The organism is Methanoculleus methanifontis, assembly GCF_030464365.1.
In the GTDB taxonomy this organism is placed as follows: Archaea; Halobacteriota; Methanomicrobia; order Methanomicrobiales; family Methanoculleaceae; genus Methanoculleus; species Methanoculleus methanifontis.
The window spans coordinates 97,051-119,904 of record NZ_VCYI01000010.1 but is presented as its reverse complement, the minus strand read 5'-3'; the positions used below and the strand labels follow the sequence as shown (position 1 = coordinate 119,904).

Here is a 22,854-nt window from a genome sequence, read left to right as displayed (position 1 = left end):
ATAGCCATTCGTCGACACTAACTCTGCTCCTTGTTGTTGGTTTCGTCATTAACACAAGGAGCAACGGTTTTATAGATCTTTCCCCTCAGATGGAGCCGACCCTCGACTAGAGGGTTTCAACAGAGCCCCTATATCCACATCACCAGCGGCGATATGAGTTGCCATAACTGCCCGGCTATTCGTCGGGCTACCCCCCGCAAAGAATGGTTTCTAGAATGACAGAGGTTTGGGAAGACCATAATTTCCAGGTATAGAGACGGAAAGGCGTGCTCTCCTCGGCAAAGAGATTCTGGGTAACAGTTTCAAAAATGAGTGGATTCTACCCCGGCGCCGGGGCGCTCTCATAGATGAGGGTGATGTAGCGGTAGGTAAAGATGATGAACGCCGGCATGAGGAGAAGGAGGATGATTACGCCGATGATTGGTACTAGGATGAGGGCGAACTCCACGACCGCGACCACGACGGTCAGTACCACGAGGGCGACAAAGACGTTCAGCCACCCGATCTCCCCGATGTGGGCAAGAAGGGTGCCGACCCTGAAGGCCTCGCCCATCCTCCCTGTCCGTGAGAACCGGACCATCGCAAAGGTCGCAAGGATGCCGACGACGATGGCGGCGAGGGTGAAGATGACGAGGAGAGCCAGGGCTACGATGATTCCAACCTCAGGGCTGAGAAGCGGTTCGGAGCCTGCCGGCACCGGGATGGCGTAGAGCACAAGAGGGATGAGCGTGAGGATCATGATCGGGATCGTGTAGACGATCGTGATGACGATCAGTTTGATGCCGTCGACAAAAAGCCTGATCCAGCCTTCAAACTCGGGGGCGGGCTTCGTGCCGCTCATGACCCGTACACTGTAACCGTAGATGAGTGGGAATATCACCACGCTGACGAGCAGGAGGAGCCATCGGACTCACCTGCCCCAGAGAGCCTCTTTTGTGTAGTCGAAGGAGTCGCTGAGTAACCGGATGTAGTCCATGGATATCACTGTATGTTATCGTAGGAATCTTTCGCTCCCGGAGATAAACACGCTGTTTTGCTCGCGGGAGAGAGTGTTTGGATTGGACCTACTTGACAGGGGGAGCGGTTCCTAGGAATTTGGAAGATGCCTTGTGAGAGGCTGGCGGTCGCTCCGCAAGAAGAGGCGGCAAAAAAAGGGCCATTATGGTCTTACGCAGGCGCAGGAACGTCCTCGTAGACCTGGGCAAGGTAGCGGGCGTAGAAGACCGCAAACGCAGCGTTGAGGAAGATACCGATGATCCATCCCAGGAACGGGATGTTGACGAGAAGGCCGACCACGAAGCCGTAGATCGCTGCGATGACGATGAGGATGATGACCGCGATGATCCAGGTCCCCCAACCGAGTTTGCCGATGTGTCCGAGGATCACGCTGAAGTTGAACGCCTCACCGAGGCTGTCCGTGTAAGCGAACCGCAGGATGGCAAACAGGGCGATGAACGTCATGACAAGCGCAACGAGCCCTGCAAGAAGGAAACCTCCTATAAGGCTCAACGCTGCGGCGCTTGCCGCCGCCGGGTCGCCACCGGCCGCCGCATTTGCGAGGAGACTGATTGCACTGAGCCCACCGAGCACCAGGAACACGATGATCGCTGGGATCATGTAGATCAGCACGATGATGTTCCACTTCCACCCATCGACGAAGAGCCTGCCCCAGTTGTCAATTTCGGGGGCTGGGGTCTTTCCGGAGAGCACCCGCGCCACATAGCCGCTGAGGGGCGGGATTAGGGAGAGCGTGAGCGCCTGCACGAGTGACAAGACGGCCAGGATGACCCATTGCATCCACTTTCCTATCGGGGCGTCTTTGGTATACTCAAGCGCCCCAGAGATTACAGTACCGTAGTCCACAGATGATGTATCACCTTGAGATAACTGGGAGAACGTAATATAATAGTATTGGTATAATAACGGAGTAGAATATCGATATTTTTGAAAATAATGAAATTATTTTCGTTAAAAACAAACAATACTGGAAAAATCGTTTCGATGAGGATTGCTGGGCGTGGAAGTATATAAATACAAAATATCGACGATAGGATCCACCTACATCTGAAGGCGGTCAGGCCCGAAGAGATGTGTGAATTTCTACCTGGTGTGGGGCGCTCTCCTCTACGAGAGCGCCCTCAGCTGGGGGGGCACCCCATCGCGGCATCGCAGTGCTCAAACTCCCCTCTAGACCGGTTGCTCCCCACGATACCGGTAGGAAGCCACGTGGGCGATTAAACTACAGATCTTGCTCAATTCTCTGCGAGTGCGCAAGAATGCTCTGAACCATGCGGATCTTCAACCCCGGGATGATTTTGATATGTGTCCGGCATGATCACTTACCTCCCCCGAATTATCTCATAAAGTGGTTATTTTGGCAAATGCGTCTAAGAAAAACCTAAATGGTTTAGCCGATCTCGGATAGATTCGAGGATAAATCCAAAAATTATATATGCACATGAGTTATTTAGGTTTATATCGAGGAAAAATTATGTCGACGCTTTATTTATGGTTTGGAAAAGAGTTGATCTGCCATGCAGACGAGGGCCAACTGTTTCACAGCGGAGATGAGACTACAATGATGAAAGAAGGTCGTTCTTATGGCTAATGAAAAGCAGAGCAATCATGTTGTAATTTCTCTCGATCCTGCTGTTTATGCCGAGCTAAATTTGTACAGAGCTCTGGATGCCAAAAAAGCCGAGTCCGGTGTAACCTGGGACCAGTTTTTCGGCAACGTCATAAAAGCAAGAGAAAGAAACGACAATTTAATCAACTGGGCTTACGCGCTGGGGATATTCTGCCTGGTCACGCTGGTGCTCACCGTTCCGTTCTTTGTTATAAACCCTGCCCCAACTACATTCCTGCTGCAATTTCCCCCAATGATAATAGTAGGGTTTCTTGTCGCGCTGTTTACGGCTTACGTCCTCACTCCTTTCTCACTCCGTCGCCTGAAACCCTACGAGGAAGACCCCCAGATAGTTCAATACGTGGAGGATCTAGCCGAAAAATCTGGAGTAAACCCCGTTAAACTCCTAGTTGAGGAAACACCCGAGGTCAATGCCATGGCTTATACCAGTCCATGGGGAGGGAGGATATGTCTAACAAGAGGGCTCATTGAGGGCTATCATAAGGGTGAGTTTTCTGCTGACGAACTGCAAGCTATTATCGGCCATGAGATAGGACACATCAAAAATGGCGATTGTCTAAAATGGGCCTTTGTTCTCTCCTGGATGAGTATCTTCCATACTGCTGGAACAGTATGCATGGCATTAGGATCAGTCTTTGCGGCAGGAGGGACCGTCGCGGGACTGGTCAGGCGGGATGTAGGAAATTTTTTAGCACTCATGGGGCTTCTCATGGTTGCTCTTGGTGCGATCCAACGGTTGCTTGGGAAAGTTGCATCGATCTTGGCGTACCGCCTGAGCCAGCGACAAGAATATGCTGCAGACCTCGCTGGAGCTAAACTGGTCAGCCCAGAAGCACATATCTCTGCACTCAGCAAAATTGAACGCTTCAATAACGCGTTGGATACAGGAAATCTTGCACAACTGCCTTTCGCAGAGCAATGGCAAGCACAGCCGAAGAACATCTCATGGATCGACGGGCTCTTCTCAACTCATCCCGCAACAGAAAAGAGGATCGAAGAACTCGAAAAGTTACATCACCTACTCCAGGAAAATGATGAGCAGAGGATCTACCAGTAACTCCCCTTCACTTCCTGCGCCAAAGGCCACACAGACTTGCGAAGGTACGGCCGCGAAAGTAATATTGTCCCCTGGGGAGGCCTATGCATATATTGGCATCGCACTCGGGATTTTAGGGCTCCTGATCGTTCCGATAGTCTTCAGTGCCGCCGGGATTATCTTTGGGTACCTCGCAATGAAGAACGGGGAGGGGCCTTTTGGGAAGGTCGCCATGATTATCTCGACCGCCAGCCTTGCTGTGGGCATCATAGCGGTCGTTGCGATACTCACCTACGTGGGTATCATTTAGGTCTCTTTGGGCATGCAGCAGGGGAACTAGTTTCTGCAAATGACGACAGATTTGAACTAATTTTTACCAATTTTTTAGGGAACTGGTGCGCGGGAACCAATACATAGGAATGGAACGGTTTCGAAGATATCAGCATTTTTTCGGGTTTGAGACATCCATATTAACTCCCGCACTGGAGAACATGCCTAATACATCGATTCCCAATAAACAACATAATAACTAGTATGACGATGATCTTGTACCATGCCCTTAGTGTCTGTCCGTGAACCGGTTCTCTTGCCTGATGAGGACTTGGACTATTTGGAACACTTGACTCGTTCTCGCACGACGCGGAAGGATCTTCATGAGCGTGCGACGATCGTCCTCCTGAGTCATCACGGCAGATCTGACTCTGCTATTGCCCGTGAACTGGGTATACCTCGTCAGAAAGTCATCCGAACCACCAATCGCGTCCTCGCCATCGGTGTCCGGGAGGGCTTACAGGATCTTCCTGGGAGGGGACGGCCGAAAACGATCTCTCCCGAAGCACGGACGTGGATCGTGGACTTGTTCTGTCGGAAACCCGTGGGTTTGGGTATCCCCACGAGGTCTGGACCCAGCGGCTCCTGCAACAGTATGTTCGGGAACACGCCATAGAAGAAGGGTTTCCCGAAGTCGCTCGGATTTCGCAGGGGACAATCTCAAAACTTGCCAATGCCAGTGCCATAAAGCCGCATAAAATCCGGTCTTATGTGCAGAAACGGGATCCCGCATTTCACAAGAAGGCAATTGTTGTTCTCCACACCTACGAGGAAGCAAATATTTTCAAGGTTCTGGAAAAAGAAGGCACCGAGCCGGATACCTTTATCCTCTCATTTGATGAAAAAAGCGGCATTCAGGTGCGCGATACACACTACCCGGATCTCATGCCGGTGCCTGGACAGTTTCTCTGTATTCACCGGGATTACGAATACGTTCGGCATGGGACCGTCTGTCTGCAGGCAGCTCTGGATCTAGTAACCGGATTTGTCCATTACCGGATTACCGAACGTAATCGAAGCGAAGAATTCATCGAGTTCCTGAAAATGCTCGATGCCCGGTATCCGGACACGATGAAACTAAAAATCATTCTGGACGATCTCAAGGTGCATTCGTCGGGGGAAACGGTCAACTACCCCCTCCTAACGGAGGGGGCTTGCCACCGGGGCCCCTTGCGGGGCACAGGGTTGCACTTTAATCTGTGCGAAGGGTGACGGTTCAAAAGTCGTCCTTATTCGCACCGGCCGGTTGACGCGGCCACTACCGATTATCCGTAGCACCACGGAATCACCGGCTACCTTTCGTGCATGGTTCAGAGCACCATTGACATCAGCGTTGATCAGGGTTCCCAGAGCACTCTGGTATAACCCCCGCTTGACCCGCCGCTTCCTTCCATAGGGTGGTTTGCGGATCGGGTCGAGGTTGAGCGCATCGACCTGCGAGGTGTATGCCTCGGAGTGCGAGTCATCGAACCGGATCCCGTACTGCTCGCACGTGCTCTTCAGTTTCCGCCGGAACTTGTGATACGGAATCTGCACGAAGTTCTGGTTCCCGCGCTTGCCGTGGTTGATCTTGTCCTTGATCCCATCCCAGCGAGGGAGTACAACCGTCCCGATCCGGTGCTGGAGAGCATAGTCCACGATCCAGGTCACACACCGGTTCATCGCCTCCTCGATCTGGCAGTCCCGCCGCTTCAGCAACCGTGCCTGCCGCTTCGTGATGCCGGTTATCCCCTGTTTGTCCTTGATGCTCTGCAACCGTGCGTTCTCTTTGTTGTACCACCGGTTAATTGATTTGATACGCTTACCGTCGAGAATGACGGCAGCCCCGGTGGCGGTGTCAACCATCGTCGCAAAGTTGTTGAGCCCGAGGTCGATGGCAAGGTACTGGTCGGGGTCAAGGGGGTGAGGTTGGGTAGGAACACGGTAACAAAACTCAATCTTGTAGGCCATTCCGTTGTTGACCGGCAGGATCGTGACTTCCCGGATCTGGTGCGGTTTGATGCACGGCGGGATCGGGAACGTCAGCTCCTTGCCCGTCAGCCCGTGCTGTTTCCGGAACTTGTGGGACATCCCGAGCGTGACAAACCGGCCCCGGATCGCCAGGTGTGCCCGGGGGAACGCCAGCTTGAACCGCCCATCTTTGGGGAGGTACTTCGGGGAACCGGGGCGGTATTCGAGCTGCCCGTTGCGGTACAGGGCCAGCAACTCGAAATAACTCTTATACGCCTCTTCGACCGACTTCAGCGTCTGCTGAGCAGCGTCACTGTGCAGCAACCCGTAGTTTTCGTTCTCTTTTGACTGCACATAGGTGCTGTACTCTTTGAAGGGGGAGTCTTTCTTTCGCGTGTAGGGGAGGTAGGATCCAACCAACACCTCAACCCCGGAGGTGAGATCCGGACGAATCCCCTGCAGGATCGCACGGTTCTCGCGGTGCGTTGCAGAGTGCTGCCGGACGTTGTACAGCCCCACGTTGTACAGGCTCTTGGCATGGTATGCGAGCGTGTCGATAATCTGGAACGTCTTCTTGGGAAGACGTAGATAGTTGCTGACGACCCGCAGTGCCATGGGGATATTCTCTGTTTCTCACCTGGTATTAAGAATAGCCATGCAGCGCGAAAGTGTACGGGGCTGACCCGGGCAATTCCTCCCCCCGCTTGCGCAGGGGGTCTCCTTGCCCATTCGAGATGAAGTACCTCAAAACGGTTCCGAACCGATTTGAATTCATTTTTACGCCGAACCATGCATCCTGGCTCAATATTATTGAAACATTTTTCAGCAAAACCACGCGGACGGTGTTACGGGGCATTCGCGCAAAATCAAAGGAGGAGATTACCAATCGGATTGCACAGTATATCGATACGTTGAATCAGGCGCCGGTGGTGTTCAAGTGGTCATATACAATGGATGCGAATCCATCGGGAGTGGAAATGGTATAGTCATGGCAATTTGGAATCGCTAGTGATGGAATGACAGTTAGAATCTACCATATACCAAGTGAAATCTCTTTGGGGAAGGCATCACGATGCTTTCTCGTGAGATATATCCAATAGAGCGTCCGAAACACCCCTGCTTGGGAGGAGCACCCCCTCTCGCCCCTGCGCCCGCGATGCGATAGTCCAACAGAGGACCGTGTTCACGATCTGGTAACCCTGCAGTGTTGCATAACTCTGATTCTTTGACCCAAACAGAAAAGGTGCCGGACGTCCCTTCCGCCCCTTCATGCCAAGAAACGAACGTTGGGGGCGCCCGTACCCTGATACTCGCGACTGGTGTCTATAGAATGAATGCCTGGTCAAGCGCGGCGAGTTTTACCTTTCTTTGGACTTCATTGACCGGTGGGATGACCATCTCTCCCAGATGAACGCTGGCAAGCGTGGTCGGCCGTTTCAGTATCCTGAGTCATTCATTGTGTGGATGGCCAGCATTCACACCTAGATGCCCTACCGTCAGATGGAGGGATTTGTTCGGAGACTCGCGGCATTCATTCCTGGCCTCAAAGCAGCCGATTATACCACGCTCTTCCGCCGGATCCAGCGTCTCGATCTCTCGTTGCCGGTTGTTCCCGAGCTCCTCGCTGAGGATATCATCGTCGCCGCTGATAGCACCGGGATCAAGGTCACAAACCGGGGGGAGTGGATGCGCGAGAAGTGGCGGGTCAGCCGTGGTTGGATCAAGATGCACGCCATGATCGACGTCGAGACCAACCAGGCTCTCAGACTGGAGATCACCGATGAATCAGTGCAGGACGACCAGATGTTCATCCCACTCCTCGACCAAACCCAGCAGCACGGGAGCGAGGAACATCCGGTGTACCGGGTGCTCGCCGATGGGGCCTACGACCGGAACGAACTCTTCAACACCCTCGAACAGCGGAGGATCGCCTCCGGCATCAAGACCCGGGTCGACGCCGCGACGCATTCGACCGAGTCGCCCTATCGGGCTGAATGTGTTCGAGACCGAAACCAATGGGGCGGATATCCGATGTGGTCGCTGGTAGTCACGTATGGAATGCGGTGGAAGGTCGAAGGGTTCTTCTCCGGCTTCAAACGGATCTTCGGCGAAGGAGTACAGGCGACATCTCAGGAGGGGATGTTTCGTGAGATCCGGATGAAGGTGAACTGCTATAATAGAATGCTGGCTCTGGCAGGAGGACAATCATCATAGGGATTATGCAACACAGCAGTAACCCTGAACTGGCCTCTGAGGTCGCCCCGAAAGTATCCAAAATTTGAAAACTTACCCAGATCGAAGCGCCTGATCTACAGTACCAACAGTGGGAGTTGCCATAGATACCTCTTCTGCCATTGATGCGCCGTCGGGTGAATACGAAACCACGTAAGACGGGAGAGATGACAGGTTCTCAAGCAAAGGCGCATCCCAACGAAATCAGAGATCGGCAGACTTTGCCATATGGGCCTGATAGAGATCGATGCTTTTCATGACCACTGCAGAACTGAGCCCACCTGCCAGTAAACCTGTTATAAACCGCACGGGATTGGAACTCTCCCATAACCCGACTCCCTGCCCGACGCCGTCGATCATTATGGGGAGCAGTGCGACGATAAACACGATCAGGAGCATTCTGGCTTCATTCTGTCTGGTTTGGAACTTCAATCGACTGGACAGAAGTATACCTATCGGAATTCCAAAGAAGATCCCAGAGCATCGTATACAAACGGGGAACTGGTTGCCATTTATTTCAAAAGACCGATCGCTGCGCTGGTGGCACCACCTGTCCCCAAAGTGGTAGATGAAGTTCCATGGAACAGGGAAGGAGCGAATGGCAGGTTCGTTGTCAACGATCCCTGGAGAGCCGGTAAGATCGGGAATCGAATTAACGGGAAACAATAGGGGAGCACCTGTCATCAGCAGTACGAAAACCAGAGTAACAGAACAGAGAGACAATCTTAGAAGGGGTGTTTTGGGGGAGGCCATAGCCACTATGATGTCGGTTGCAGGGTATAACCCATATATCCGCCGACCAGGGCAAGGATGGAACCAATAATCATCAGGAACATCATCCCCCATACTCCAAAGATAAGCCCAATGATTCCGAATATCAGGGCTAGCATGCTTCCCTTGCGGACAGAGTCCATGTCGCTCCTGCTGATGAAGAAGGAACCAATGAGTACAGGTATACTGGATATCAATCCGAGAGACGAAACGAGCATAACCGTAGTGCCGGCTCCACTAGCCCCACATGCTGCAAACGTTGCGCCGCATATAGAGCCCAGAAACGCAGACATTACGCCAGAGACTAGCATCAATATCCCCCCGATGAGGGAGATTATAAACGCACCAGTAGCATCACCAGTCATCCTAAATTTCTAAGGTATTTATGATATATATGTGTGTCGAAACATTCATGTAATTTAAAATATATTTGGAAATTTTTCTGGCCCTTAAAGATCCTTATTCGTCAAAATGACGCTCTACATCGAAATCTCGAAATATTTGTTAACACCTCGAGTTAATCCTCATAAATATGTGACAGAGGCAGTTCAGAGAACGGGAGTGTTGTCACAGCGAGGAACTCAACGGAGTCCCGATAATCAAAGATCCATATGATTCGGGGCGTCCTTACACACATTTAAACCGTCCGGGCTACACCGGACGCCCTCATGGAATTGGCTTCCTCTGGACATCGTTTCCCGGTGAGGGACCGGGGGTTCCCCCGAAGCACTTTTTGTGATGGGTCCCCTTACACCGATGCAGTGCAATAAGGAACAACAGCATACCTCTGGTGAGCATTGGCGGAAGACAGTTGAATCGTCTCGGCCTGGAAATATTAATTATAATGCCCCGATGGTTGGCTGTGTGTATCCTGGTAAATCCGGGTGTAGATGCCTTAAGATCCCAGAACATCTGGGCTAAAAAAGGTGATCGATCGGCCGGCGGCTAAGAAAGTAAGGGAATAAGCTGAGTGGTCTGGCCCTCGGAACGGCCAACCCTCGCCTGCACGGCTGCACCTGCAAATTCCCATGATCCCAGCGTCCAGCAGATTCTGAGTCACGTGAGTTTTACCCCATAACATTGGATGTCCGGGATGTTTCTTTACCCTCAATCTCTATAACTTTGGCACGATCGCCGCCCATCATCCCCTTTGACAGTTCAACCTTCCCATCTATCTCTTTGATTGTGATATGGCCGTTTGCCTGCACGATCTCTCCATCCTCATACAGGTCTCCAGACTTGGTCGGACTATAGGGTGCAGGGATTTCAAGCACTACATAGAAATTGCGGTCAATAAGCTCAGCATCAACGCGGTGCCCATCAACGACGGCAGATCTCCCGTGACTTGAGTTGATAGCCGGGATAATATATAGCGTCGTATTGATGTCGCTCAACTTATCCGCATTCAGACCTGAGATACCAAACGGATCTTCCATCTTGCCGGTCTCTATCGTGTAGTTGCCGAATTTGTCTGTTATATACTTATAGGTGTAATTACCGCCTCCGGTTAGTCTGACCTTTGATTCAGGATCGTATGTAGTTATGTCAATCTTGTAGAGTTTTCCGCCATCGCTTGGAAGATCGATTCTTACCTTTTCAGATTCTAGTCCGTAGGCGTAGTAGCCACTCCAGAAGAGACCTTTCCCCGCCGTTTTCGAAACCTCTCCAGTAAGGGAGAAATTTTCACTATAAACAAATTTCTCTTCACCAAACAAATTTATGCCACCGTTCTTGGAATCAGTGCAGCCGGTAACGGTGATGAACGCTACGGTAAGCAAAGCTAGAGATACAACCCATACCTTTTTTCTAAACATTAGATCACCCCATTTTGGGATCAAAAGCTGTTAGGTTATAGTCAATATATGTGTTTTTATACTTGGTTTTAGCACTGTTGGGGAAATCCACCGCAAATTTTGACGGATAACCGGTTTGAGGCAGATCCGGATAATGATATCCGGCTATGACCTGTAAGAGAGCAGCTATAGTACGGGGACAGCGATTGTGCGCGGCTGGTCCGGGGTCTGATCTCAAGATGGGCAGCAGTTTGCCGGACTCAAATTCTAAGATACTGCTGCCGCTCGAACGCGCTTCATGTCTTCTCCTCGAACTCAACTCATGAAGAACGTCGAGATGAAGTCGTCCTGAAAGTATCCAGTGACTAAGAAGATCCACATGATTCAGAGTGCGCTTACATGTGTATGACAATTTGGCACTCATTACCTCATAGTAACTTTTCCTTCGGTTAGAGGGGGGGTGAAATTTGTGTATAAAATATGAAGCCTGTGTCAAAAACGTTTAATGATTTGGTAACATTTAACAGATCTCATTGGAAAAAAAATTATTTAGTCCAGTGCCGACACATTAACATGCCTATTGGATTCTGGGAGCGATTTGCCGGCTTGGTCACCAATCCGACACAAGCAATCCGTGAAATGGATGAAGAGCCATTTGGAAACGTTCGTAACTACTATTTCGGTCTTCTGGGTCTCATTCTTCTCCCGATCATTCTACTGCTCATTGGCGCAGTGCTCGTTATGAGCGCTGTTGATGGTGCTTCAGGAGCGGTTAATACGACCGTCGGTGCACTTGTCGTTGTCGTTGTGCTCGTTGTCGTCATTGCCGTTGTGATCGCCTTTATGTCAGTATGCCTCCACATTGCGGCCTTAATCTGCGGAGGTAACGGGTCATTCACGCAGACAGTAAAGGCTTACCTGAATTCACTCACGCCGGTCCCTGTGCTTTATGTTGGAGCGCTCGTTGCACTGGTGCTTGCTTTAGTATTACCCCCGCTTGGGATTCTTGTATTCTACCTGTTGGCTTTGATCGTGAGCGCATGGGTTACCGCACTGCTGATCGTTAGTGTACAGGAATTCCATCACCTGACAACATTCAGATCTGTTGCTGCATACTTTGTAATGCAGGTGGTCGTTCTGGTGGTATTCTTCGTTATTGCGATTCTTCTCGTGCTCGTTGCAGGTGCAATGCTGGGACCATACATCCCAGATCCGTCAATGTATCAGGGCCTCTATTAATCCTTTTTTTCACACGACCGATTTAGTCGAGCAGAACGTTTAACGATAAGATGCTCGTTAAATCAACCACTATCGAGATAACCCCAATCTCGCCGGTATGGGAACTGGCGCATCGGATCCTGGTTAATCGGCATCTTACTTTTTCATGAGGTCGTCCAACATTCTCATCCCCGTGTCACCCCGGCGCCGGAACACTCTCATAGGCCGCGGCAAGGTAGCGGGCGCGGAAGATGCCGAACGCCACCCCGATGAAGAGGTTGATGATCCAGCCGGCGACGGGCACCGAGATGATGAGCCCGGTCACGACCGTATACACGAGGCTGATGAGGGCAAGGATGATGACCACGACGATCCAGGACCCCCATCCGATCCGCCCGATGTGTCTCGCGATTGCCCCGAGGTTGAACGCCTGGAAGAAACTCCCCGTGTGGGCGAACCGGACGATGGCAACGAGGGAGATGAACGATATGATGACCCAGACGATGGCCGCGATCACGATCCCGGTGACGGCAGCGGTGACGGCCGACGCCCATACATCGGGGTTGTCGAGCCCCCGTGCCGCTATGGCGGAGATAGCCGCAATCCCCCCGAAGACGGCCAGGACCAGGATCACCGGGATCAGGTAGATGAGGGTGATGATGTTCAACTTCCACCCGTCGAGAAAGAGCCTGCCCCACTCGTTCACGTCAGGGGCGGGCCGCCTTCCGGCGAGCACCCTGACGATGTAGCCGTTCGCGAGCGGGATTAAAAAGAGCGTGAATGTCTGGATGAGCGAGAGGATGACGAGGACGAGCCACCGTCCCCATTCGCCCCAGAGGGCCTCTTTCATGTAGCCAGCCGACCCCGAGATGAGATTGCCGTAGTCCATATGACGTACCACCTTCGAGCGTGGGGAGAGGAGGCGGGGGATATAACTGTTTGGACGCGATCTCACCGTGCTGTCATGAGATAGCACGCCGGAAAAGACCGTCGCGTTCTTGAGCCGGCTTGCCGTGTCGGCGGCCTTCCGGCTCAAAATCCGCATGCCGTGGACCGTGGTGGCTATCGCCATAGGGGGTGAGGCTTGATGGGGAGGGGGGTCTCCCCTCCCCTGTCTCGCGCGAAGATCCGCATGTCTCAGGCCCCACTCCGCCCGCGCTTCGCGCTCCTCCCCCGCCCGGGGGGCGGGGGCAGTCATGGCGATACCCGGTAAAAAGCCGTACCCAGGAGTGCGGTCATCTTGAACAAACAGGTGAGGGTTCAACAAACCCGACAAAAAAAGAGATCTCCGGCCGGCCCTTCAGTGCCGGAAGTGCCGCACCCCGGTGAAGACCATCGCGATGTTGAGCCGGTTCGCCGCCTCGATGACCTCCGCATCGCGGATGGAGCCGCCCGGCTGGACGAGCGCCGTCGCGCCCGCAGCCGCCGCGACTTCCATCGTGTCGGGGAACGGAAGGAAAGCGTCCGATGCGACCGCCGACCCGGCGAGGGGTTTGCGGGACTTCTTGACCGCGATCTCCGCCGACTCGACCCGGTTCATTTGCCCGGCGCCGATTCCGATGACGGCGTCCTCGTCGGCGAAGATGATGGCGTTGCTCTTCGTGTGCCGGCAGACCTTCCAGGCGAGCTCCATCGCCCGCATCTCGTGAGCGTCGGGCTCCCGCTCGCTCACGACCTGCCAGTCCTCGCGGAACGGCTCCGTCCTCTGGACCAGGACGCCGCCGTCGATGCTCCGGACTTCGTCCTGCACCACCGGCTCGGGCAGCCGGAGCACCCGCATGTTCTCCTTCGCCTTCATGATCTCAAGCGCCTCCGGCGTAAACGACGGGGCGACCACGACCTCGACGAACGTCCCCGTCAGTTCCCGGGCGACGTCCGCTCCCACCTCGCGGTTCATCGCGACGATCGAGCCGTAAGCCGAGACCGGGTCGACCTCCCGGGCGGCGATGTAGGTCGGAAGGGGGTTCTCGCCGGTCGCAACGCCGCAGGGGTTGTTGTGCTTGACGATGACCACGGCGCATTCCTCGAACTCCCGGAGCAGGCCGACCGCGGCGTGGACGTCGAGGTAGTTGTTGTAGGACATCTCCTTCCCCTGGAGCGGCTCTTCTCCCGCGATGCCGGTATCGCCGTAGACCGCCGCTGCCTGGTGCGGGTTCTCGCCGTAGCGGAGCGTCCTGCCGTTCCTGAACTGGACGGTGAAGACGTCGGGGAACGGCCGGTCGATGCCGGTGAGGTGGTTCGTGATCGCACCGTCGTAGGCCGCCGTCCGGGCGAACGCCTTCGCGGCGAGGTTCAACCGCTCTTCGGGGGAGAACCCGCCCCGCCGGACGGCGTCCGCAACCTTCCCGTAGTCGCCGGGGTCCACCACGACCGCGACGTACTTATGGTTCTTCGCCGCCGCCCGCACCATCGCCGGACCGCCGATATCGATGTATTCTATGATCTCCTCAAGGGAGAGACCCTTACCGCTCATCGCCTCGAAGGGGTAGAGGTTCACCACCACGAGGTCGATCGGGTCGATGCCATGCTCCTGCATCACGGCGTCGTCGACGCCGCGGCGGCCGAGGATCCCCCCGTGGATCTTCGGGTGGAGGGTCTTGACCCGCCCGTGCATCATCTCAGGAGAGCCCGTGTAGACGGAGACGTCGGTGAACGGAATTCCCGCCCGCGCGAGTTCCGCCCCGGTGCCACCGGAACTCAGGAGCCCGTAATCGTGCTCGATAAGCACCTTTGCGAGATCGACAATGCCTGCCTTGTCCCAGACAGACAGCAGTGCCCACTTCATGGATACACATAAGTGGGGTAGAGAGATATATCTGGCGCTGCCTGCAGAACCGGCCGTGTTTTCCCCGGCGGGGAGACGGCAGACCCGCTCATGGGGTACGTCGGCATGACGGGCGTGGAGGACGCCGCACCTCGCGCGGATTTGGATACCGAGGGGAGAATACCGGTGAACGAGGGCCAAATCGGGAATCCGGCACACTACCGGAGGCAGATTTCTGCAGTTTAGGTTACTTTTATATAGAACCACATTACAATAAATAAACGAACAACTCCATTACATCGTTTTAAAGCAGGTTAGGCGTATGAAGGAGGATACATCCGAACCAATCGAGAAGCAACAGAATCTCGCAAACGAGGCGGATGCAGCATCTCCGGCGCTTGAAGAGCTGCAGAATGCATATGACGACCTTAACAGCCGTTATCTGCGCCTTGTGGCGGATTTCGACAACTACCGCAAAAGAATGGCCCGGGAACTCGACGCCCGCACAACATTCGCCATCGAGAATTTCGCGGTGGAGTTGCTCGAAGTCATGGACAACTTCGAGCGGGCGGAGAAAGCCGAGGGTGCAGACCTCCCGGAAGGGATGGAACAGATCAAGAAACTCTTCATGACCATCCTCGAGCGGCACGGCATCACACCCATCGAATGCAGGAACCTTCCCTTCGATCCCGAACGGCACGAGGCGATCGCCTACGTCCCTTCGGATGCCGGGGAGGGCACCGTGATCGACGAGGCCGTCCGCGGATACTGTATGCAGGACAAGGTCATCAGATGCGCAAAAGTCGTAGTATCTAAAGGAATGGAGGAATAACAGAATGGTTTCAGAGAAAGTTCTGGGTATCGATCTTGGAACAACCAACTCGTGCATGGCAATCATGGAAGGCGGCCGGGCGACAGTCATCGCCAACGCCGAGGGCGGCAGAACCACCCCATCGGTCGTAGCGTTCACCAAGGAAGACGAGCGGCTGGTCGGCAACGTCGCGAAACGGCAAGCGATCACAAACCCAAACCGCACCATCCAGTCGATCAAGCGCAGGATGGGCACGAGCGAGAAGGTCACCATCGGGGACAAGACCTACACCCCGCAGGAGATCTCCGCGATGATCCTCCAGAAGCTGAAACTGGACGCGGAGGAGTATCTCGGCGAGAAGATCACGAAAGCCGTCATCACGGTGCCCGCATACTTCAACGACGCCCAGAGACAGGCAACGAAGGACGCAGGGACGATCGCGGGCCTCGAGGTGCTCCGGATCATCAACGAACCGACCGCGAGCGCGCTCGCCTACGGCATCGACAGGGAAGGCGACGCTACGGTGCTCGTCTACGATCTCGGCGGCGGGACGTTCGATGTCTCGATCCTCCAGCTCGGGGACGGCGTCTTCGAGGTCAAGGCAACCGCAGGCAACAACCGCCTCGGCGGCGACGACTTCGACAAGAGAGTCGTCGACTACCTGATCGAGGAGTTCAAGAAGAAGGAGGGCGTCAACCTCCAGAACGACCCGGTCGCCATGCAGCGGCTGCGCGATGCGGCCGAGAACGCGAAGATCGAGCTCTCCACCGTCCAGAAGACCAACATCAACCTCCCCTACATCACCACGACGGAGAGTGGGCCCAAGTTCCTGGACATCGATCTCTCCCGCGCGAAGTTCGAGCAGCTCATCGGCGACCTCGTCGAATCGACCCTTGGGCCGGTGAAGCAGGCGCTCTCCGACGCCAAACTGGGCGCCGACGACATCGATCACATCCTCCTCGTCGGTGGTTCGACCCGTGTCCCGCTCGTCCAGGAGACCATAAAGAAGGTTCTCAAGAAGGAGCCCGACAAAGGCATCAACCCCGACGAGTGCGTCTCCCTCGGCGCCGCCATCCAGGCGGGCGTCCTGACCGGCGAGACGAAGGACGTGCTGCTCCTCGACGTGACGCCGCTCTCGCTCGGCATCGAGACGCTCGGCGGCATCGCGACGAAGCTCATTGAGCGCAACACCACCATCCCGACGAGGAAGAGCCAGATCTTCTCGACCGCCGCCGACGGCCAGACCTCGGTGGAGATCCATGTGATGCAGGGGGAGCGGGCGCTCGCGAAGGACAACTTCACCCTGGGCCGATTCCAGCTCACCGGCATCCCGCCGGCGCCGCGTGGCATCCCGCAGATCGAGGTCACGTTCGATATCGACGCGAACGGTATCGTTCATGTCTCGGCGAAAGATCTCGGCACAGGGAACGAGCAGTCGATCACCATCAAACCGCAGGACTCCCGCCCGTCCGAAGCCGAGATCCAGCGGATGATGGACGAGGCGAAGAAGTTCGAGGCGGAGGACCAGAAGAATCGCGAGGAGATCGAACTCAGGAACACCGCCGACACCGCGATCTTCACCGCCGAGCGGGCGATGAAGGACGCAGGCGAGTCGATCGAGGCCGCGGACAAAGAGAAGATCGAGAGCGCGATCGCCGACCTCAAGAAGGCACTCGAGGGCGACGACCTCGAGGCGATCAAGCAGAAGATGGATGCCCTGACCGAAGCGGTATATGCCCTCACGACGAAGATATACCAGCAGGCACAGGCGGCCGCCCAGCAGGAGAAGGCGGAAGGGACCGCAACGAAGGACGATAACGTCGTCGATGCCGACTACGAAGTCAAGAAAGAGTGAGGTAGATGGGTCCGGACAGCTACTATGATATCCTCGGTGTCTCGAAGAGCGCCGACGATAAGGAGATCAAGAAAGCCTACCGGAACCTGGCCCGAAAATACCACCCCGACGTCTGCAAGGAACCGGGGGCCGAGGAGAAGTTCAAGAAGATCAACGAGGCCTACAGCGTCCTCTCGGATGCGCAGAAACGCGCTCAGTACGACCATATGGGACACGAGGCGTACAGCAGCGCGTCGAAGGGCTCGTACGCCGGCGGCGGTGGATACTCCGGCGGGTTCAACGCCGACTTCTCCGGGTTCGGGGATATCTTCGAGACCTTCTTCGGCGGCGGGGGCAGGCAGCGTGCCGGCCCGCGCCCCGGCGCCGACCTCCTGATGAAGATGCGCATCACGCTCGAGGAGGCGGCGCTCGGGACCGAAAAGGAGGTCGGCGTCGACCACGTCGAGCCCTGTCCTGAGTGCGACGGCTCGGGAAGCGAGACGAAGAAGACCATCACCTGCCCGACCTGCGGCGGCAGCGGCCAGATGCGGCAGATGAGCCAGTCCATCTTCGGGAACTTCGTCCGGATGACGCCCTGCACCGCCTGCGGCGGCCGGGGGAGGGTTCCCGAGACCCGGTGCAAGGCCTGCGGCGGAACCGGGCACCGGCGTGCCCGGCAGACGGTAAAAGTCAGGATCCCGCCGGGCGTGGATACGGGGATGCGCCTCCGGATGGAAGGCTACGGCGACGCCGGAGATTACGGTGCGCCGAGCGGGGATCTCTACATCGAGATCAGCGTCGCGCCGCACCGGTCGTTCACCCGGCGGGGCGACGACCTGGAGACGAAGGTCGATGTCACCCCAGCCCAGGCGGTGCTGGGCTCCGAGGTCGAGGTGAAGACGATCGACGGGCGCACGGTCGTCCTGGACATCCCGGCAGGCGTGCAGCACGGCACCGGGCTGAAGATCCCGGGCGAGGGCGTGCGGTGGCAGACGAGGCCCGGCGACATGCTGGTGCGGGTGCACATCGTCGTGCCCGAGCGCCTGTCGGACGAGGAGCGCGAACTCTACGAGCGCCTGCTCGAGATCGAGGGGCACAAACCCTCCGCGAAGAAGGGCAAGGGCTTCTTTCAAGACGTCGTCGACAAGATGAAAGAATCGGTGAAGTGAGGGGGATTTCCTCTCGCTTTATCAGCTATCTTCTTTTTAGATCCCACTTTAGGCATACTTCTTGATCCGAGAGGGCAATGGGTCGCATTTGCTGGGAAAACAGCTGGATGTGTGATGAATGACCACGGAAACAGCAGATGCGAGCACAAAGCCCGGTACAGTGGACCGTGGGAGTATCGCCATTGGGGGAGTGCGACTGGCTGAAGGGCAGGAGCACGAGCACCGTTAGGTGCGAGGGGCTGACGGGGAGTGCGATGTTCCGAAGCGCGACGGTTCGTTAGAACCGGAGCGTGAGCACCGAAGGTGCGAAGGAACGGAGTTCGAACACCGTCAGGTGGGAAGGGGGGAGTATTCCCCCCTCGAAACTCTTCGAGTTTCTCATGCTCACTCCGTTCGCACTCCCCATTGTCCCCACCCCCCTCCGTGGCGATATCCACAGGAAATCCGTGTCCGGGGTGTATAAACAACACCAGAACCCATGCACTGTGGAACCCTTTGCACTGGCGTCAGACCACAATAGCAACAAGCGATAATTATCCAAACCAATCTATCGGATACCAGTTTTAAGACACTCCATCCCCCCGTTTTATCGCCCTCCCGGCCCAATACCATAAGAATGAAGCTGCTCTTCGAACTCTCCGGCGAGCACCCCGACCTCCCGGCCATGGAACTGGAGTGCGTGGGCACCGTCCTCGACCGGCGGGCCCAGGTCGCGGTCGCTGAGTGCCCGGAACCAGAGGACGCCGGGCGCCTCGCCCTGACGCACGTGGTGATGGAGTACCTCGGGGAGTGCGAGCCCACGCGGGCGGCGTTTACGGACCTCCTCCGCGACCTTGCCATCACGACTGAGAAGCCGTTCGTCGGCCGGGGGAAGATGATCCAGGGGAGCAGGATGGATATCGAGCGGCTCGACCTGGAACGGCTGATCGGGAGCCTGATCGCCGGCCCGGTCTCGCTCCGCGATCCGGTCGAGGAGTACCGCGCCGTCGTCTCGGAAGACCGCTGCTACTTCGGCCGCGTCATCCAGAAGATCGACCGGGGGGCCTTCGAGGCGCGGAACCCTATGCGCCGGCCGTTCTTCCACCCCGGCGTGATGATGCCCCGGATGGCCCGGGCGCTCGTCAACATCTCCCTGGTCCGCCCCGGCGAGATGGTCTTCGACCCCTTCTGCGGCACCGGCGGGATCCTCCTCGAAGCCCGGGAGATTGGCATCCGGACCCTCGGGAGCGATTTCGACCCCGCGATGGTCGACGGCTACCGGCAGAACCTCCCGGGCTCAGGCGTGCTGGTCGCCGACGCCACGGCGGTCCCGATCTGCGACGGCGCGCTCGACGCGGTCGTGACCGACCTCCCCTACGGCCAGTCGGTCCGGATCCGGGCGGACAGCATGGACCGGCTCTACGACGGATCGCTTGCTGAGATCCGGCGCATCCTCCGGCCGGGGAGGCGCACGGTCGTCGTCACGCACCGCGACATCACGCCGATCGCCGCCCGCCACTTCACCGTCCTGCAGGAGCACGAGCAGCGGGTGCACAAGAGCCTGACCCGCCGGATCCTGGTGCTCGGGTGACAACTTAATGCGAAGTCAGCAGTACCCGGGCACCGGCATTCGCGGCTTCGCGTTCTTCGCGTGAGACCGTATTGTTGCCTATTCCGGTTAGCTCGCGCGAAGCCGCGAAGGACGCGAAGTGCGACTGTCGGAACGACAAGAGCATGAGCACCGAGAGGTGCGAAGAAAGATCGGTGGTTTGACCTCGCGGGAACTCCCTCAAGATCGTTAGCGGGGTACTGATGCCGGCCCCGGTTTTATGAGGTCGCCCGCCGAATTTTATACGTGGAAGTAAATTTTAAACGCTACGGCCTCTACCTCGTCCGGTGGCAGCTCTCGACGCCCATCCTCGCCGTCGTGCTCTACTGGCTCGCGGGCCTCGGGGCGCTCGCCGCCACCGTCGTCGCAAACCTCATCGGCGGCCTCATCTTCTTCTGGGTCGACCGGTTCATCTTCACCTCCGAGGCGCTCGCCGCCCAGTGGGAGGTCAAAGAGGAGGTCAGGTGCGTGGACTGCGGGAAGGTCGCCCGGGGCTACCGCCTCGTCCGGGCGCAGAACTACGATAAATCGAACGACCCTGCGCCGGAGTTCCGGTGCGAGGAATGCTCGAAGAAGAAGTCGGAAGAACTCAAGAAGCGCGGTGTGAAGCACTGAGGAGAGGGAGCCCTGGAACCCCAGGCTCCTCCTGCTCATTTTTGCTGCACTGGCTAAGGACTTAACTGAACTTGCGAAGAGCAAAGCGTTCACCTGCGATTAACAGAAAGGCCTGGACCGTGGGAATATCGCCATTAGGGGAGGGGTTGCAGGGGAGGGGGGTCTCCCCCCTCCCCTGTCCCCACCCCCCGGACGCGATAACCACAGAAAATCCGTGCACGGGTATGTACAATGGCTAGAACCGCAAAAATTCAAACACTAAAGTATGGGATACACCGCCTCTAGAAGCAGACCTTCCCGCACAACCCGTGCATAAAAGACCCCTTCTCAAACAAACCCCACCCCGACCCCCACCACCGCCAGCGTCACGCACACCCCCACCTGAACCGCCACGTTATCGTCGAGCGGGAAGCAGGCCTCGATGACGCCCGCAACGGCCGCCACGACCACGGCCGCCCACCAGGGGATCAGAAAGGAGAGGGCAAGCGCGGCCGCCGCCGCCCCGACAACCGTCCCCTCGAGCGATTTCTTGCCCCGGAGCGTGTGCCGCCCGAACCGCAGCCCGACAAGGGTCGAGATGCTGTCGAGCACCCCGACCGTGACGAGGCCGACCGCGGTATACCCGCGGCCGAAGACCGCGAGACAGAAGAGCGCCCCGGCGGCGTAAGCGATGCTCCCCTTGAGCGGCACCTTCCCGGTGCGCTCCGATTCGTCCATCACCCGCGAGAGGACCGGGACGTCGTAGCCACGGGTGAAGGCGTCGCAGACGAGGAACTGGGCGACGAGCGCGGCGCTCACGAAGATGAACGCCCACCGGTCGTCCAGGCGGAGAATTATCGCGGCGCTGAGGACCCCCATGAGCAGGTGAACCGTCTGGCGGAACGTCTCGCCCATCACACCCGGATAGCGGCCGTGGTAGATAAACCATCGTGATGGTTCCGGCCGGACGCCGCCGGGCAGTCACCTTAAAGTAGTCTCCTTCCATCCAACACCCCCTGAGGGAGAAGAATATGGCAGAGGTAAGGAAGTATGTCAACCCGCCCGCCGCCGAAGTGATATGCGAGTTCCGGTTCCCCGAGGAGACCCCCTGGGACCTGACCTTCCCCGGCATCCTGTACAGCCGTCTCAAGGACATGTATCCGAAACGCGACCAGCGCTACGTCCGCGAGGTGGTGATGCTCCTCGGCCCGGAGGGGCTCCGCGAAGAACTCCTGGTCGGTGAACGGTCGATCTTTCTCGCCGAGGACGAAGGCTGCGCCGTCCAGATCGGGCCACGCCTCCTCTCGGTGAGCTGCCAGAAACCCTACGTCCACTGGGAGGCCTTCTCGGATCGGATCCACAGGGCGTTCGACCGGTTCCGGGAGGTCATCGGCACCGACGCCATCGGCACCATGAACCTGCGGTACGTCAACTTCATCGAGATCCCGGAAGGCGAGGTGACGCTCTCGGACTACTTTGCCTTCTACCCCACCCTCCCGCCGGAACTCCCGCGGGTGCCGGCAGGGTTCATCACCGGGTGCGAGTTCTCGTTCCACGACAACCGCGACAACTGCCGGGTGGAACTCACCGACGCCGTCCCCGAATCGACGGAGCACAACGCGTATCTCTTGAACATCGACTACTACCTGACGGAGGGCCAGAACATCCCCCCGGACGGGGTTGCCGACTGGCTCGAGATCGCCCACACCCACGTGCGCGACATCTTCGAGGCCTGTATCAAGGACACGCTCCGCGATCTCTTCACCATCAGGGAGGAAGCGCCGGTGGCGGCACGGTGATATCCCGGACCCTCACATCAGCATCCCGATGGTCTCGGTCACGGCGTCCGGGTTCGCATATCGCCTCTCCGGCAACCGTTCGAGTGCCCGCAGGATATCGTCCGATACACCGGCTTCGCGGACGTAATCGACCAGATCCTCCCGGATCGCCGGGTACGGGGCGTCGCGGAGGTACTCGTGGATGCGGGATGCGGTCATGCCGGTAGGTAACGCCGTCTCAATCACCTCCTTTCGGGCTCCCATGGAGCGGGATCTATTTGACCGTACTCCCCGGGCGGGATAAGACTATAAGTGGAGACCGCCCCAGAAGGGCGAGTT

General features: G+C 56.8%; 21 protein-coding genes and 1 pseudogene. 12 read left to right on the top strand and 10 right to left on the bottom strand.

Annotation, left to right across the window (positions count from 1 at the left end):
- Nucleotides 1–319: 319 nt before the first annotated feature.
- Together FGW20_RS08835 and FGW20_RS08830 are read right to left on the bottom strand one after the other, a co-directional pair.
- Nucleotides 320–895, bottom strand: a complete 576-nt coding sequence (locus tag FGW20_RS08835) for a DUF4013 domain-containing protein (protein WP_301677722.1) — start codon at nt 893–895, stop codon at nt 320–322.
- A gap of 272 nt (nt 896–1,167) precedes the next feature.
- On the bottom strand, nt 1,168–1,863 hold the full coding sequence (locus tag FGW20_RS08830; protein WP_301677714.1) for a DUF4013 domain-containing protein: 696 nt from the start codon (nt 1,861–1,863) through the stop codon (nt 1,168–1,170).
- A 737-nt stretch (nt 1,864–2,600) separates the two neighbouring features.
- Between FGW20_RS08830 and FGW20_RS08825 the strand changes: the two genes are divergently transcribed.
- From FGW20_RS08825 to FGW20_RS08815, 4 genes are all read left to right on the top strand, one after another.
- Nucleotides 2,601–3,704, top strand: a complete 1,104-nt coding sequence (locus FGW20_RS08825) for a M48 family metallopeptidase (protein WP_301677713.1) — start codon at nt 2,601–2,603, stop codon at nt 3,702–3,704.
- The gene (locus FGW20_RS08820) at nt 3,679–3,993 is read left to right on the top strand and encodes a hypothetical protein (protein WP_301677712.1); all 315 of its coding nucleotides are present in this window, start codon (nt 3,679–3,681) and stop codon (nt 3,991–3,993) included. Before FGW20_RS08825 ends, FGW20_RS08820 begins: the two co-directional genes overlap by 26 nt.
- A 243-nt stretch (nt 3,994–4,236) precedes the next feature.
- A complete protein-coding gene (locus FGW20_RS13350) occupies nt 4,237–4,629 on the top strand; it encodes a helix-turn-helix domain-containing protein (protein WP_367617937.1) in 393 nt (130 codons plus the stop codon).
- Nucleotides 4,527–5,225 (top strand): transposase, encoded by a 699-nt coding sequence (locus FGW20_RS08815; protein ID WP_301677711.1) that lies wholly within the window; start codon nt 4,527–4,529, stop codon nt 5,223–5,225. Before FGW20_RS13350 ends, FGW20_RS08815 begins: the two co-directional genes overlap by 103 nt.
- Here FGW20_RS08815 and FGW20_RS08810 read toward each other — a convergent pair.
- On the bottom strand, nt 5,154–6,578 hold the full coding sequence (locus tag FGW20_RS08810) for an RNA-guided endonuclease InsQ/TnpB family protein (protein WP_301677710.1): 1,425 nt from the start codon (nt 6,576–6,578) through the stop codon (nt 5,154–5,156). The two genes, FGW20_RS08815 and FGW20_RS08810, sit on opposite strands and share 72 nt — an antisense overlap.
- 715 nt (nt 6,579–7,293) lie before the next feature.
- Here FGW20_RS08810 and FGW20_RS08805 point away from each other — a divergent pair.
- Nucleotides 7,294–8,177, top strand: a pseudogene (locus FGW20_RS08805) (IS5 family transposase).
- A 222-nt stretch (nt 8,178–8,399) separates the two neighbouring features.
- On the opposite strand, the gene FGW20_RS08800 reads toward FGW20_RS08805, so the two are convergent.
- From FGW20_RS08800 to FGW20_RS08790, 3 genes are all read right to left on the bottom strand, one after another.
- Nucleotides 8,400–8,879 carry a DUF2085 domain-containing protein gene (locus FGW20_RS08800; protein ID WP_301677721.1) on the bottom strand — a complete coding sequence of 160 codons (480 nt, stop codon included), beginning with the start codon at nt 8,877–8,879 and terminating at the stop codon, nt 8,400–8,402.
- A 74-nt stretch (nt 8,880–8,953) separates the two neighbouring features.
- Nucleotides 8,954–9,331, bottom strand: a complete 378-nt coding sequence (locus FGW20_RS08795; RefSeq protein ID WP_301677709.1) for a hypothetical protein — start codon at nt 9,329–9,331, stop codon at nt 8,954–8,956.
- 702 nt (nt 9,332–10,033) lie between these two features.
- A complete protein-coding gene (locus tag FGW20_RS08790) occupies nt 10,034–10,780 on the bottom strand; it encodes a hypothetical protein (protein ID WP_301677708.1) in 747 nt (248 codons plus the stop codon).
- 552 nt (nt 10,781–11,332) lie between these two features.
- Here FGW20_RS08790 and FGW20_RS08785 point away from each other — a divergent pair.
- A complete protein-coding gene (locus FGW20_RS08785) occupies nt 11,333–11,998 on the top strand; it encodes a YIP1 family protein (protein ID WP_301677707.1) in 666 nt (221 codons plus the stop codon).
- A gap of 175 nt (nt 11,999–12,173) precedes the next feature.
- Here the strand turns inward: FGW20_RS08785 and FGW20_RS08780 are convergent, their stop codons facing one another.
- Nucleotides 12,174–13,049: a DUF4013 domain-containing protein gene (locus tag FGW20_RS08780; protein ID WP_301677706.1), complete on the bottom strand. Its 876-nt coding sequence runs from the start codon at nt 13,047–13,049 to the stop codon at nt 12,174–12,176.
- 228 nt (nt 13,050–13,277) lie between these two features.
- The gene (gene purH, locus FGW20_RS08775; protein WP_301677705.1) at nt 13,278–14,762 is read right to left on the bottom strand and encodes a bifunctional phosphoribosylaminoimidazolecarboxamide formyltransferase/IMP cyclohydrolase; all 1,485 of its coding nucleotides are present in this window, start codon (nt 14,760–14,762) and stop codon (nt 13,278–13,280) included.
- A gap of 301 nt (nt 14,763–15,063) precedes the next feature.
- Here purH and FGW20_RS08770 point away from each other — a divergent pair, with 301 nt between their 5' ends.
- The 5 genes from FGW20_RS08770 to FGW20_RS08750 all read left to right on the top strand — a co-directional run bounded on the left by FGW20_RS08770 (nt 15,064) and on the right by FGW20_RS08750 (nt 20,758).
- On the top strand, nt 15,064–15,573 hold the full coding sequence (locus FGW20_RS08770; protein ID WP_301677704.1) for a nucleotide exchange factor GrpE: 510 nt from the start codon (nt 15,064–15,066) through the stop codon (nt 15,571–15,573).
- Nucleotides 15,574–15,577: 4 nt separating this feature from the next.
- Nucleotides 15,578–17,407, top strand: a complete 1,830-nt coding sequence (gene dnaK, locus FGW20_RS08765) for a molecular chaperone DnaK (protein ID WP_301677703.1) — start codon at nt 15,578–15,580, stop codon at nt 17,405–17,407.
- 5 nt (nt 17,408–17,412) lie between these two features.
- A complete protein-coding gene (dnaJ, locus tag FGW20_RS08760; protein ID WP_301677702.1) occupies nt 17,413–18,555 on the top strand; it encodes a molecular chaperone DnaJ in 1,143 nt (380 codons plus the stop codon).
- Between the two features lie 616 nt (nt 18,556–19,171).
- On the top strand, nt 19,172–20,125 hold the full coding sequence (locus FGW20_RS08755; RefSeq protein ID WP_301677701.1) for a TRM11 family SAM-dependent methyltransferase: 954 nt from the start codon (nt 19,172–19,174) through the stop codon (nt 20,123–20,125).
- A gap of 264 nt (nt 20,126–20,389) precedes the next feature.
- A complete protein-coding gene (locus FGW20_RS08750; protein WP_048114268.1) occupies nt 20,390–20,758 on the top strand; it encodes a hypothetical protein in 369 nt (122 codons plus the stop codon).
- 327 nt (nt 20,759–21,085) lie between these two features.
- On the opposite strand, the gene FGW20_RS08745 is transcribed toward FGW20_RS08750, so the two are convergent.
- Nucleotides 21,086–21,652, bottom strand: coding sequence for a diacylglycerol/polyprenol kinase family protein (locus FGW20_RS08745; protein ID WP_301677700.1), 567 nt, complete (start codon nt 21,650–21,652; stop codon nt 21,086–21,088).
- A gap of 116 nt (nt 21,653–21,768) precedes the next feature.
- Here FGW20_RS08745 and FGW20_RS08740 point away from each other — a divergent pair, with 116 nt between their 5' ends.
- Nucleotides 21,769–22,536 carry a TIGR04255 family protein gene (locus FGW20_RS08740; protein ID WP_301677699.1) on the top strand — a complete coding sequence of 256 codons (768 nt, stop codon included), beginning with the start codon at nt 21,769–21,771 and terminating at the stop codon, nt 22,534–22,536.
- 12 nt (nt 22,537–22,548) lie between these two features.
- Here the strand turns inward: FGW20_RS08740 and FGW20_RS08735 are convergent, their stop codons facing one another.
- Nucleotides 22,549–22,779 carry a DUF2795 domain-containing protein gene (locus FGW20_RS08735; RefSeq protein WP_301677698.1) on the bottom strand — a complete coding sequence of 77 codons (231 nt, stop codon included), beginning with the start codon at nt 22,777–22,779 and terminating at the stop codon, nt 22,549–22,551.
- Nucleotides 22,780–22,854 lie beyond the last annotated feature (75 nt).